This window comes from Aminicella lysinilytica (assembly GCF_004362975.1).
GTDB classification, from domain to species: domain Bacteria; phylum Bacillota; class Clostridia; order Peptostreptococcales; family Anaerovoracaceae; genus Aminicella; species Aminicella lysinilytica.
In genome coordinates this window covers 1-12,868 of record NZ_SNXO01000048.1, presented here as the reverse complement: position 1 = coordinate 12,868, position 12,868 = coordinate 1, and the positions used below count along the sequence as shown (strand labels likewise).

General features: G+C 46.0%; 12 protein-coding genes. 9 read left to right on the top strand and 3 right to left on the bottom strand.

The features are described 5' to 3' along the window. Positions 1–372 precede the first annotated feature (372 nt). Complete coding sequence (locus tag EV211_RS11175) at positions 373–597, bottom strand: tyrosine-protein phosphatase (RefSeq protein WP_408608629.1); 225 nt, start codon at positions 595–597, stop codon at positions 373–375. A gap of 208 nt (positions 598–805) precedes the next feature. Between EV211_RS11175 and EV211_RS09630 the strand changes: the two genes are divergently transcribed. From EV211_RS09630 to EV211_RS09610, 5 genes are all read left to right on the top strand, one after another. Beyond that, positions 806–2,035: an ATP-binding protein gene (locus EV211_RS09630; protein WP_133529222.1), complete on the top strand. Its 1,230-nt coding sequence runs from the start codon at positions 806–808 to the stop codon at positions 2,033–2,035. Positions 2,036–2,201: 166 nt separating this feature from the next. Then, positions 2,202–3,323, top strand: coding sequence for a helix-turn-helix domain-containing protein (locus EV211_RS09625; RefSeq protein WP_133529221.1), 1,122 nt, complete (start codon positions 2,202–2,204; stop codon positions 3,321–3,323). A 2-nt stretch (positions 3,324–3,325) separates the two neighbouring features. Continuing rightward, the gene (locus EV211_RS09620; protein WP_133529220.1) at positions 3,326–3,526 is read left to right on the top strand and encodes a PLDc N-terminal domain-containing protein; all 201 of its coding nucleotides are present in this window, start codon (positions 3,326–3,328) and stop codon (positions 3,524–3,526) included. Further along, on the top strand, positions 3,523–4,413 hold the full coding sequence (locus tag EV211_RS09615; protein ID WP_330564663.1) for an ABC transporter ATP-binding protein: 891 nt from the start codon (positions 3,523–3,525) through the stop codon (positions 4,411–4,413). Before EV211_RS09620 ends, EV211_RS09615 begins: the two co-directional genes overlap by 4 nt. Further along, positions 4,410–5,186 carry an ABC transporter permease gene (locus tag EV211_RS09610; protein WP_133529219.1) on the top strand — a complete coding sequence of 259 codons (777 nt, stop codon included), beginning with the start codon at positions 4,410–4,412 and terminating at the stop codon, positions 5,184–5,186. Before EV211_RS09615 ends, EV211_RS09610 begins: the two co-directional genes overlap by 4 nt. Here EV211_RS09610 and EV211_RS09605 read toward each other — a convergent pair. Then, a complete protein-coding gene (locus tag EV211_RS09605) occupies positions 5,155–5,862 on the bottom strand; it encodes an ATP-binding protein (protein WP_133529218.1) in 708 nt (235 codons plus the stop codon). The two genes, EV211_RS09610 and EV211_RS09605, sit on opposite strands and share 32 nt — an antisense overlap. A 110-nt stretch (positions 5,863–5,972) precedes the next feature. Here EV211_RS09605 and EV211_RS09600 point away from each other — a divergent pair, with 110 nt between their 5' ends. Genes EV211_RS09600 through EV211_RS09585 form a run of 4 tightly spaced genes read left to right on the top strand, consistent with a single transcriptional unit; the run spans position 5,973 to position 9,186 of the window. Continuing rightward, positions 5,973–6,641 (top strand): Crp/Fnr family transcriptional regulator, encoded by a 669-nt coding sequence (locus EV211_RS09600; RefSeq protein WP_133529217.1) that lies wholly within the window; start codon positions 5,973–5,975, stop codon positions 6,639–6,641. A 50-nt stretch (positions 6,642–6,691) separates the two neighbouring features. Further along, positions 6,692–7,504, top strand: a complete 813-nt coding sequence (locus EV211_RS09595; protein WP_133529216.1) for an HAD family hydrolase — start codon at positions 6,692–6,694, stop codon at positions 7,502–7,504. Positions 7,505–7,529: 25 nt separating this feature from the next. After that, positions 7,530–8,429, top strand: a complete 900-nt coding sequence (locus EV211_RS09590; RefSeq protein ID WP_133529215.1) for a ComEC/Rec2 family competence protein — start codon at positions 7,530–7,532, stop codon at positions 8,427–8,429. Positions 8,430–8,442: 13 nt separating this feature from the next. Continuing rightward, positions 8,443–9,186 carry a glycerophosphodiester phosphodiesterase family protein gene (locus EV211_RS09585; RefSeq protein ID WP_133529214.1) on the top strand — a complete coding sequence of 248 codons (744 nt, stop codon included), beginning with the start codon at positions 8,443–8,445 and terminating at the stop codon, positions 9,184–9,186. A gap of 1 nt (position 9,187) precedes the next feature. On the opposite strand, the gene EV211_RS09580 is transcribed toward EV211_RS09585, so the two are convergent. After that, complete coding sequence (locus tag EV211_RS09580; RefSeq protein ID WP_133529213.1) at positions 9,188–12,694, bottom strand: PAS domain-containing hybrid sensor histidine kinase/response regulator; 3,507 nt, start codon at positions 12,692–12,694, stop codon at positions 9,188–9,190. Positions 12,695–12,868: the final 174 nt, after the last annotated feature.

The window sequence follows — 12,868 nt, the reverse complement described above, 5'->3', positions numbered from 1 at the left end:
GGTTGGTGGACCTTTCAATACATCTTAAGATGTGGCAGGTAACAGGCCCTTCTAGGGCCAAAACAAACCACCGGCTGAGCCGGTGGTCATGATTGAGGGGAGAAATATGATGGCGAAGGCGGTGACCTCAACCTACCGAGTGGTGATCTCAGCCTGCATCGTGCGACGCAAATAGTTGTTTTCCAACATATCGCCATTATCGCCATCTAAAAAAAGAACTCCTCTCGGAATCAGTCCTTCAGCCTAAGATGAGTTGGAATCAGCAGGCCTTTTTATGGCAATAATTGGTAATCATGTAAGCAATTCCGAATTGCAGAAATCTCATTCCTCATCAACGAGACTAAATCCGCACTATTTGTCCCGAATTTTCTTCTAATCGTGCACGAGTTCTTTTCTGAAGCGCCTGAAATGGCGTTTTGTTGGAAAACATGTCTGGCACGGCCAGCAGGCCGGAGCGGCTGCGGCCGCCAGCAAAAGCACTGCCCCGATGCCCGTACGGTCCCGGCCGTTTACACAATGCCACAGGACAGCCCTCCCGTCAGGCGACGACAAAAGCGCATGGAAAAAGCCATAGAATGATTTTTGTGCCTTAGCTATACAGTGAGAAGAAAATGGAGTATCATACAGGATTCAGAGAGAAATCTAAATAATCTCTTGCTATGAGATAAAAGGCACAAGTATTAAATATTGCGGCTAATATTGGGATGAGCCATACATTAGCCGCAATTTCTCGTTGACTGTTGCATTAGTTTCGCATATAATATTAATGAAATACTTATTATCAAATGTAAAATGGTGGTGCATTATGAAGTATATAAAAAGGCATATTGAAAATGTAGTTCTCTCTTTGAGCAAAAGTTGGCCAGTAATTTTGCTGACCGGACCACGACAGGCAGGAAAGACTACTATGCTGAAAAAGCTTGCAGAAGAAGAGGGCGCAGGACGTGAGTATGTATCCCTTGATGATCTTAATATGAGAGAGATGGCTAAGACTGATCCGAAGATGTTTTTACAACTACATAAGCCTCCAGTGCTGATCGACGAGGTTCAGTATGCGCCGGAGTTGTTTACCTATATAAAAATACATGTGGATGAGAACCACAACCCAGGGGATTTCTGGCTGACGGGATCTCAGGTTTTTCGCATGATGAGGGGAGTGCAGGAGTCACTCGCTGGCCGAGTTGCGCTTTTGCATATGTCTCCGCTTTCTCAAAGAGAGATCAGCGGTGCAGAATGCGTACCATTTACTACTGATTTTGACACGCTTTTGGAGCAAAGTAATAAAATTAAACCCGCATCAACACAAGAAATATTCGCGCGACTTTGGAACGGCAGTATGCCTGGCCTTGTCAGCGGTGATTTTGCTGGGCACGATATTTACTATTCATCCTATATATCCACTTATGTTGAACGTGATGTTCGAGATATTTCAGGGACGGTAGATGCTTTGAAATTTACGCGCTTTACCACCGCCGTAGCCGCACGCGCTTCGCAGCTTGTCAATTACCAGGCAATTGCGAATGATGCCGAAATAGATCAGGGGACCTGCAAGAATTGGCTTAATATTTTGGAGACCCTTGGTATAATTTTCATGCTTCATCCGTATTCCAACAATGTGCTCAAGCGCACAGTCAAGACACCTAAACTCTATTTCTACGATACTGGACTTGTCTGTTATCTGACTCGGTGGTCTTCACCGGAGGTGGCTGAAATTGGTGCCATGAATGGTGCACTGTTGGAAAATTTCGTCGTATCTGAAATAATGAAGAGTTATCAGAATGCAGGTCGTGAACCATACATTCACTATTATCGTGATCGTGATGCTAAAGAAATCGATGTCATTATGGAAGCCAATGGAAAGCTTTGTCCGCTGGAGATAAAGAAGACCACCATGCCTGATAAGCGTATTGTGCGCACTTTCAGAGTGATAGACAAGTCCTCGTTACAACTTGGGACAGGCGCGGTACTTTGCATGGCTGACAAACTCAGCGCCTTTGATAGGTCGAATCTGATTGTGCCGGTGTGGATGATATGAATAGTATATGCAAAAATCAACCTATGGTTGATTTTTTTTACTTAAATTGCCTTTTAATCCTTTGAATGGACATAGGGCCGCTGGTATAATAGCAGTATCAGAAGGGGTTTAGTATATGGCAGGCGTTATGACTTGGTCGACGCCGCAAACTAACGGAGGTTGAAAAATGGACGAGATAAATATTGGAAAGATAATCAGCAGAGAAAGAAAGGCGAGGAAGATAACGCAGGAGGATCTGGCGGAATTTGCCGGAGTATCCAAAGCTTCAGTTTCCAAATGGGAAAACGGCATGAGCTATCCGGACGTGACTCTGCTGCCGGAACTGGCGGCATTCTTCAACATAAGCATAGATGAACTGATGAATTATTCTCCGCAGATGACAACGGCCGACATCAGAAAACTGTACAGAGAAATCAGCGACGAATTCAGCAGTGACGAATTCGACGCGGTCTTCGGACATATTGAGAAAATCGCGAAGAAATACTACTCATGCTTTCCTTTGTTGATGCAGCTGGCTATACTTTTGCTCAACCACTGCAACCTGGCAGGGACCCCGGACAAAATGCAGCAGGCCATAGACTACATGGCGAACCTTTGCCGGCGGATCATTGACGAGAGCGGCGATGCCAGACTATGCAGGCAGGCCGAGTCCATACTCGCAATGACATACATGATGCAGAACAGGTTTGCGGATGTAGTAGATCTTTTGTGTGATGAGGGATTTGATCCCTTGGACAAAGATTCCAGGGCCAGTCTTTTGGCCAAGGCTTACACGGCTCTTGGGAAAACTGATAAAGCAAGGATGGTGCTGCAGTCTGACATTTATACGAGCATGATCCTTTTGCTGAGTGATGTGGATATGCTCATTGCAATGCCTGGCGAGGACGCTGAAAAAGTGGATGAATATATCAGGTGGGGTGATGGATTGATTGAAACCTTTGATATAAAATCGCTGAATTTCAATTCGGCGTTGATACATCTGCTGTCATCGGCGGCAATACTGGCAGGCAGAGGCGACACGGATGGGGCGCTGCAGAGATTGACGGAATACACAGACATCTGCTGCAAAGTAAAGTGGCCGATTTCCCTCCATGGCAATAAGTATTTCGATACTTTGGACGAGTCGATCAAGACCCTGGATCTGTCCGGTGACGCACCGAGAAGCGAGAAACTGGTCAGAGACAGCATGGCGGACAGCGTTATCATGAACCCTGCTTTCGGGGCTCTGAAAGGTACAAAGGGATACGAGGATATAGTAGCAAGACTGAGCAGTCTAAAGGAGGAATAGCCATGGGAATCACAAGTGAGTATCTGCCATTCATCATACCGCTGCTGATACTTCAGCTGGTACTGGCCATTACGGCTGTGGTCCACGTGATCAGGCATCCGAATTACAGGTTCGGAAACAAAGTAATATGGATAATAGTAGTACTTTGCGTTTCCATAATCGGGCCGGTGGTGTACTTTGTTTTCGGCAGAGGTGAGGAATGATGGATGCAATCAATATCGAAAATCTGTCTAAGAGTTTCGGCACTCACAGGGTGCTGGATTCCCTGGATATGGCTGTGCCCGCAGGGTCGATCTTCGGACTGGTGGGAGAAAACGGAGCAGGGAAGACTACAATCATGAAAATCATACTGGGGCTTCTTGCCGGTGACGGCGGCAGCATCAGGATCTTCGGTGAGGACATCTCCGCAAGCTCCACGACTATAGGTTATCTTCCCGACGTGCCTTCATTCTATGGCTATATGAATGCCATAGAGTATATGACACTTTGCGGAAAGATAGGCGGCATAGAAGCCGGCAAGTTGAAATCCCGCACGACAGAACTTCTGGATCTGGTGGGCATCGGAAATGTGAAGACACGCATTTCCAACTATTCCCGCGGCATGAAGCAGCGTCTTGGCATAGCTCAGGCCCTCATCGCCGAGCCGGACATCCTTATATGCGACGAGCCTACCAGCGCTTTGGATCCTTCAGGCAGGAGAGATATACTGGATATAATCAGAGACCAAGGTGGCGAAACTACAGTGATATTTTCCACTCATATTCTGACTGATGTGGAGCGCATCTGCGATCAGGTGGCCCTTCTCCATCACGGACGCATAGTAATGAGCGGCTCCATAGAAGAACTGGAACGCAGTCACCGTAGCAATGAGATCATACTTGAATTCGGCAGCGCCGGCGACAGGACACGTTTTGTTGCAGCATTGGAAAGCCTGGACAGGCCATACAGGCAGGACCGCAGCAGCGTAGTAGTGGCAGGGGACAAAACAGGCTCGGTCATTGACATACTTCACGATGCGGGGCTCATGCCTCTGCGGATGGATGTAGTTGAGCCCGACCTGGAAAAATTATTTATGGAGATGGTAGAATGAGACAGTATATGGTTTTCATGAACAAAGAAATACTTGAGTTTATTCGGACATACAAGCTACTGGTGTTGTTTGCGGTTTTCATGATCCTGGGCATAATGAATCCACTGACGGCAAAACTGTTGCCATATATCATGGGTAATTTCATGCCCGAAGGTCTGACGATAAATATTGCGGATCCGACGGCTATGGATTCATGGACACAATTCTATAAGAATGTACCGCAGATGGGCCTCGTAGTTCTGGTGCTCATTTTCGCCGGTATCATTTCAAACGAGTACATAAACAATACCCTGGTGAATATGCTCACCAAGGGATTGAAACCGGCCACCCTGGTACTTTCCAAGGTAACCGTTGCTATGACCATGTGGACGGGCGCTTACTGGTGCTGCTTCCTCATCACCTATGGATATACAGAGTATTACTGGGATCAGAGCAAGGGCAGTCACTTTTTCTTCGCCGCTCTGTACCTCTGGATATTCGGCATATTCCTCATAGCCTGTGTCACTGCTGCCAGCTCATTCTTCAAGAATTTCTACGGCAGTCTTATAGTGACCGGCGCAGTAGTGGTAATTATGTATATCATATCCCTGGCGCCAAAGACGAATGATTACAATCCTTTGTCCCTGGCTTCCGGCAATATGAATATTTTGAACGGAGTAGCCAGCCCTGGGGATTACAAGTGGAGTGTAGCTATAGCGCTGATCCTTTCGGTCGTTTTCACAGGCGTGGCGATCCTCGGTATCAGTCGAGTATCCTTCCGTCGGTGGAAATAGTCACCACCTGCCACGGGATGAATTTGCCGCTGTTCTGCAGGGCAGCTTTCACTGCTGCTTCCAGACCGCCGCAGCAAGGAACTTCCATGCGTACGATAGTCACGCTCTTGATATCGTTTTCGCGGATGATAGTCGTGAGCTTTTCTGAATAATCCACGGCGTCAAGCTTAGGACAGCCGATAAGAGTCACGCGGTTGCGGATGAATTCATTATGGAAGTTCCCATAGGCGTAGGCTGTGCAGTCGGCGGCTATGAGCAGGTTTGCCTTGTTAAAGTATGGGGCGTTTACCGGGGCAAGTTTGATCTGTACTGGCCACTGGGAAAGCTGGGATGTTGCAGGCTCGGCGCTGCAGTCACAGGCGGCGTTCTCGTGCTGTATTGCCTTGGACTGAGAGCCGGGGCAACCGCAAGGCAAAGTGTCGCCCTGCTTATTATCCTGGCCGGCTTTGTTGGCTGCTACGGCTTCTGCGTTGTAGGCGTCAGCTTCGCGTTCAACAAAATGTATTGCGTCAGTGGGGCAGGTAGGCAGGCAGTCGCCAAGTCCGTCACAGTAATCATCGCGCAAAAGTCTGGCTTTGCCGTTGACCATGCCGATAGCGCCTTCGTGGCAGGCTGCTGCACAAGCGCCGCAACCGTTACATTTTTCTTCATTGATTTCTATTATTTTTCTTCTCATTTCTATTTCCTCCTGATTTAATCATCATCATGTATTTCTTGACTTTGTATTTATTTTATATCATAATTAACACAATTAATCGGTTGCATATGCAACGGAATTGAGGGAATATGAAAATAAATTTTAATATGCTTGGAAATACATGGCTGTTTCGCGGCATCGAAGCTGAAGACATGGATGCCATGCTTGGTTGCCTGTCTGCTGAGTCCAAGAAATTTCAGAAGGGGCAGATGATATACAGGGCGGGTGACACTACGGATCTGGTTGGAATAATTCTTTCCGGGCGGGTGCACATACTTAAGGAGGATTTCTGGGGCAACAGAAGCATACTGTCAGAAATCGGCACCGGAGATATATTCGGGGAAACTTATGCAGAACTCCATTCAGTTGAACTAGAGGTAAACGTCATGGCCGTTGAAGACAGCGAGATACTGTTCCTAGATGTCGGTAAGATAATGACCACATGCCCATCATCCTGTGAATTTCACTCAAGGCTCATCGGCAATCTTCTGGCGGTAACGGCACAGAAGAATCTCATGCTTACAAGAAAGATGGAATATATGGCTCAGCGGACTATAAGAGAGAAATTGCTGACATATCTTTCGGCAGAATCCCAGCGCAGTGGATTGTCCCGATTCGAGATCCCTTTCAACCGCCAGCAACTGGCAGATTACCTGTCCGTAGACCGCAGTGCTATGTCAAGAGAACTCTGTAAATTACGCGACGAGGGCGTTCTGGAATTCAACAAGAATTGCTTTGAACTATTTTCAGATTATTGACTTATGCTTTCCAAGTAATTATACTGGAATCATAGAAAGGCGAGGCAAAAATGAGTAAACCTGTAATTGCATTAATGTACGATTTTGATAAGACTCTCTGCACCAAGGATATGCAGGAGTATACTTTCATTCCCAGCGTCAACATGGAGCCGTCAGACTTCTGGGGTCAGGTAGGCGCTATGGCCAAGCGGACGGAAATGGATCCGATTCTGGCCTACATGTACACCATGCTGGACAAGGCCAGATCGGTCCACCACAGCATTCGGCGGGAGGATTTCGTCAGCTCGGGCAAAGACCTGGAATTGTACCGCGGCGTCAGCACATGGTTCGACAGGGTGAACAAAATTGGGGCTGAGCAGGGAGCTGTCATAGAGCATTACATTATCTCTTCGGGCCTGCGTGAGATCATCGAGGGCTCCGAGATCAAAGATAAATTCAAGGATATATTTGCCTGCGAATTTTATTATGACGAAAACGGCGTGGCAGTCTGGCCGAAAAACGTGGTAAATTACACCACCAAGACCCAGTTTTTATTCAGGATAAACAAGGGCATCATGGACATTACAGACAACGCCGGCCTGAATGAATTCAAGGCGGAAGACGACAGGCGCATACCTTTCAGAAATATGATATATGTAGGCGACGGACTGACCGATGTGCCCTGCATGAAACTTGTGAAGATCAACGGCGGATATTCCATCGCCGTTTACAAAGATAAGAAAGACATAGCCGAGAAGCTGGTGAAAGACAACAGAGTAAATTTTGTTGCCAGGGCCGACTATTCCAAAGCCTCGACTATGGAGAAGCTGGTGACGGATATAATCGCCAAGATGGTGGCTGTGGATAAACTGATAAATCGATAATTTTTAAGTGATATTGGAGTGTAAAGTGAGAAAGAAATTGAGAAAAGGACTGCTGGTGGTGCTCATGGTTATGGTGGCCAGCACTTTCATGACATGGGAATCCTTCGGAGCCAGCAAAATGAGAGTGGAGTGGTTCAATGTAGGCGCAGGGGACAGCTTGTTTGTCAAGTTTCCGAGCGGGCGTACAGTACTTATTGACGGGGGCACTGTGTCCAAGGGAAGTTCAGTGGTAGCGAAGCTGAAGAAGATGCATATAAATACGATCACATTTTGCATTTCCACTCATCCTGACGCCGATCACGTTGGCGGCCTTCAGACGGTTTTCAGAGAAATGAAGGTAAAGCATTTCTATTATCCCAGCGACACTAAATACAGTACCAAGACGGCAAGAACTGTGGTGAGTCTGGCTAAGAAAGAGACCGGCTGTACGCTCCATCATCCTAAGAGGGGAGATAAACTCAAGGGTGGCGACGGAGCATATCTTCAGTTCGTCCAGAGAAGTTATGATTATTCCACAGACAATGAAGACAGCCTGGCATCGTATATAAGTTACGGGAAGCTGCAGATACTTACCTGCGGCGATAACGAGGATGGATCTGAGGAAGCCATAGCACAGCATAATGTGGACATCCTTCAACTGCCGCACCATGGCAGTAAATATGCCACAAGCTATGCCTTTATCAAGCGCTTCGACCCGGAGAAGGTAGTTGTCAGCACCGATGGTCACAAATACCATCATCCTAACGTGGAGGTTTTCAAGCGCTGCCAAAAGTACGATAGCAAGATACAGGTCTGGCGAACCGACAAGATGGGCGACATAGTCGTCACAGCGACAAAGACCAAATGGAAGTTTGCCAAGGCCGGCGTGGCTGTAAGCAAGTACTGCAAGGCAAAGGGATTGACCAAGTGCGCCATCTGCTATTAAACACAGGAGTTTTATGAATCGCATCAAATCGGACAGCTGGATATTGACTAGACCTATTGCACACAGGGGCCTTCATAATATTGAAGAGGGCATACCGGAGAATTCTATGGGCGCCTTTCAGGCGGCAGTTGAGGCCGGGCATCCTATGGAACTGGATGTTCACCTGACTACAGATGGCAGACTCTTTATATTACATGATTTCAATACGGAAAGGGTATGCGGCAGGAATTTCAATGTGTCCGGGATGAAGTCAGATATGCTTGGGGATTTCAGACTTATGGGGACTGAATATACGCTTCCGCTTCTGGATGATGTTCTGGCGGAGGTAGACGGCAGAGTCCCTGTCCTCATTGAAATTAAGAGCGAATCTGTTCACGTAGGGCCTTTAGAAGAGAAACTCCACGAGACATTGCAGGAATACAAGGGAGATGTGGCTATAGAGTCATTCAACCCTCTGTCTATAAGATATATGAGAAAAAAGAACCCGGAATATATTATCGGTCAGCTTTCTTATGATTTTAAAGGAAAGGATAATATACCCGGGCCGGTAAAGAGACTTCTGGAAAATTGCAGGTTGAACTTTTTGTCACACCCGGATTTTATAGCCTACGACATTAAGAACATGCCCAGGCCTTTCCTGAAAAAAATGGCGGACGGAAATAAAACAGCCCTGCTGGGGTGGACCATCAGGACTGAAGATGACAGGGCTTTCGCCGAAAGTCATTGTGATAACTATATTTTCGAGAAAATACGCTGATCTACCCGGTAATATTCGCGTTCAGTATCCTGAACAGATCGTCGGGCTCTATAGGCTTGGAAACATGAGCGTTCATACCGGCTTCCAGACATTTGAGTATGTCTTCATGGTAAGCGTTTGCTGTCATGGCTATGATAGGCACAGACTTGGCGTCGGCGCGCTCCATAGCACGGATTTCCTTAGTAGCATCCATGCCGTTCATTACAGGCATTCTCAGATCCATCAATACAGCTGCAAATTTACCTTCAGGTGATTCAATGAAGGCGTTAACGGCTTCTTTTCCATTTTCCACAGTCACGACTTCATAACCTTTTTCTACAAGCAACCTCTTTGCGATCTCAGCATTAAGATAGTTATCTTCTACTAAGAGGAGACATTTGCCAAGGCCGGATGTGTCTGATATTCCATTGTCCACACCAGTCGATACGGTTTCTGGATCAGAAGTAACGATGTCAGCATTTAGTGTAACCGTAATCGATGTGCCTTTGCCCAGTTCACTGTCTACAGATATTTTTCCGTTCATCAGTTCAGTAAGCTTGTCTACTATCGCAAGACCCAGTCCTGTGCCTTGTTCTTCAGACATGACATCAGTATAGTTGTCTCGGTTCTGGGTAAAAGGCTCGAACATTTCAGTCTGGAATTCTTTGCTCATGCCAATTCCGGTATCTGATACGGTAAAGCAGACCACTGCCTGCCCATCATCTTCAACGCTGGTGCCCGCATAGAAATCTACAGATCCGCCTGCCGGCGTATATTTGACCGCGTTGGACAAGAGATTCAATACTATCTGATTCATGCGGACTTTATCAATCATTACAGCCTGGAACGGACCATGATGTTCGTGTATGGTGAATTTCAGATCCTTATCTTCGCATAGAGGAACTATCATTCCGCGAACGTTAGAAATGAAATCTGCATATGTGTATAGCTGAGGTTTGATAGTGACGCGGCCGCTTTCGATTTTACTCAGGTCAAGGATGTCGCTTATGAGGCTCAAAAGGAAAGTATTGGCTATCTTGATTTTCTCAAGATCATCGGTGAGTTTAGCTTTATCATCTATGTCCTCCAGGGCGAACTTGGTCATGCCGCTTATAACGTTCATAGGCGTTCTGATATCGTGGCTGACTCTTGACAGGAAGTCTGATTTGGAAGCGTTAGCCTTAGCGGCGGCATCCAGGGCGTTATTAAGTTCTTCTAGTTGTTTTCTCTGCTGCCTGAAGGTCTCCGTAACATCGACACTCGTCTCTATGATTTCAGTTTTAGTATCATCCAGATAACTGAAATTCAACTGCTCATGGAATTCTTCACCGGAAAAGGCTATCTTTACGAAAGGTACAGTATAAACATCGTCTTTGGTTAATTGTTCTATTACACGAGGCAGAGCGATATCTTCATATAATAAGTCCAGATCCTTGTCGTGTCCGTCCTGCTGGAAAGCAATGATAGATTGACGATATTCCATAGGGGCAGTAGGATAAACTGCATCGGCGGGGCCGTACTTATCACTGTAAAATGATCTGGTTCCCTTGTTGACGTCGATGACTGCGACGAAAACACACTCGGCCTTAGATACATAGTTCATGACTTTGCGGGTCTTGACGGACTCGTTGATGTCCTTGATGAAAATGATGGCTTCGATATCTCTGGTTGTAGGGTTCTGGAGCAGATTCAGAAAGAAATTTGCCCACCTCAGATCCTGACCGTCAGAGTAGTGAAATTCCAAGGAATATGAAGTCTTGCCATCCTTGAACAAGGTAATCATATGGTCACTGCTGAGAATGGTCTGGAAGGCTGAAATATCTGCATCAAGAATCAGACCGCCTATGAATCTATCATAGAAATCCGGTACTGATGTTGCTTCCATCAGTGAATCATTGAATGCTGCCTTGCTTTGACCGCCGATGAATTTATTTCTGGTGAGATTGAGACGGTAGGAGCAGAGGGAATCTGGACTGGATCTGAAGTAGTCAGAAATAGTCTGGTTATACAGACGCTCTTTTTCCTTTTGTTCGGTAGCATCTGTGATTATAGCGTAGGCCATCTGTGTACCGTCAGGCTGATCAACTGAGTAGGCTGACATATTCAACCAAAAGTATTCTTTGGAGTTGTGGTCCGGAGAACGGAAAGAGAATGATGCTCTATGCTCATCTGAAAAGAGTTTGTTGATTTCTTTTCGCACAGCAATAACATCACCTGGGTGGATGTATTTCTCCAGACCTTCATAGGTGGTATTTCTGATGGCTCTTGTGTCGTCACGGACTATTACTCCTATGTAATCGTTTGCGGTCTCTACGGTTATTTTATTTCCGCTCTTGCGGAAGACTATGATCCCGGCAGGGATATTCTGGACTATCTGTTCAAGCTCGGCCGTATGAGCGCTCATTTCCGAACTGTGATTGATAGTAGAAGTAACATCCACTATAACTATGAACAGGTTGCGCCTGCCGTCCACATCGGTCGTAGAGTGGCTTTCACAGTGGACCCACATAAGGCTGCCATCGCTGCGCTCGATTCTGAATTCATTGGTGCAGTAATTGTGTTTCCTTGTCTGAGTTGTTATATCATCTAATATAGCCTGCCTGTCCTCATAATATACCATATTTGAAAACTTGTTTCTGAATTTGGTATCGAACTGGTCAGGAGTATACCCTAACATGGAAAGTGTGTTTTCACTGGTAAAGGAAATTTCATGTTCATTGTCTGCTGAGCAAACGATGAATCCGCCCGGTGCTGATTTTATCAGGGAGTTAAGAGCTTGCTGATTTTCCAGTATAGCAAGCTGGATTTTCTTGGTAGTTGTTATGTCATCTATGAATATGACTTCTGCATCGTGACCGCACCATGGCAACTGTACTGCTCTGGTACTTGTCCATTGGTCAATATCAGCATAGTATTTCTCGATACCGTCGGGCCTTGGAACATCATTATGGAGAATATGACACGATTTACATGGCTTGTCATAGCCGTGAAGAACCTGATAACACTTCCGGGGTGCTGAAGGATTATCATGGTGAATGGCCAGATGCTCCAGAGCAGTATTGCTGATGTACAGCAACTCGAGGGAAGCTCTGTCGACAATATAGATCCTCGATTCAGTGTTATCAAGGACTCCGTTGGAGAAGCGCGCTTCAGTTGATGAACTGATGCAATTGGACAATATGAGCGGTTTCTCCTTGTATGTACCTATTACTTTGGAAATACTGTGGACCCATAGTATTTCATTCCTGATATTGGCACGGAATTCGGATTCGATGTTGCTGGTGCCAACGGGTTGATCGAAGACGGTTGAAAACACATAATCGCGCTCGCTGCTGAGAATGCTGTTAAGCAGATCCTCAGTAATTATGTTGGCAAATGTGTCTTTGCTCATGCCGAATATTCCCGGCAGAGTGCTGGAATAGTACAGGGGTCTGAGCTTTTTACCGTCGACATAATGGACGATGTAATTGCCCGGAGCCATATCGATGAAGTTCCTTATTTCTCCAAATGAAATGTTATCTGTTGCCATAATATCACCCACCAATGTCTTTCATAGAAAAGTATATATCAGTACATTAAAGCAATAACCCAATTTATATAATTATACCATTATATGGTTCTATACGCCATTACTTATTTAATTAATGACAGTTTTGTGGTAAACTAACTGTATGCATCATTTGCGGAACAAACCGCATAAATA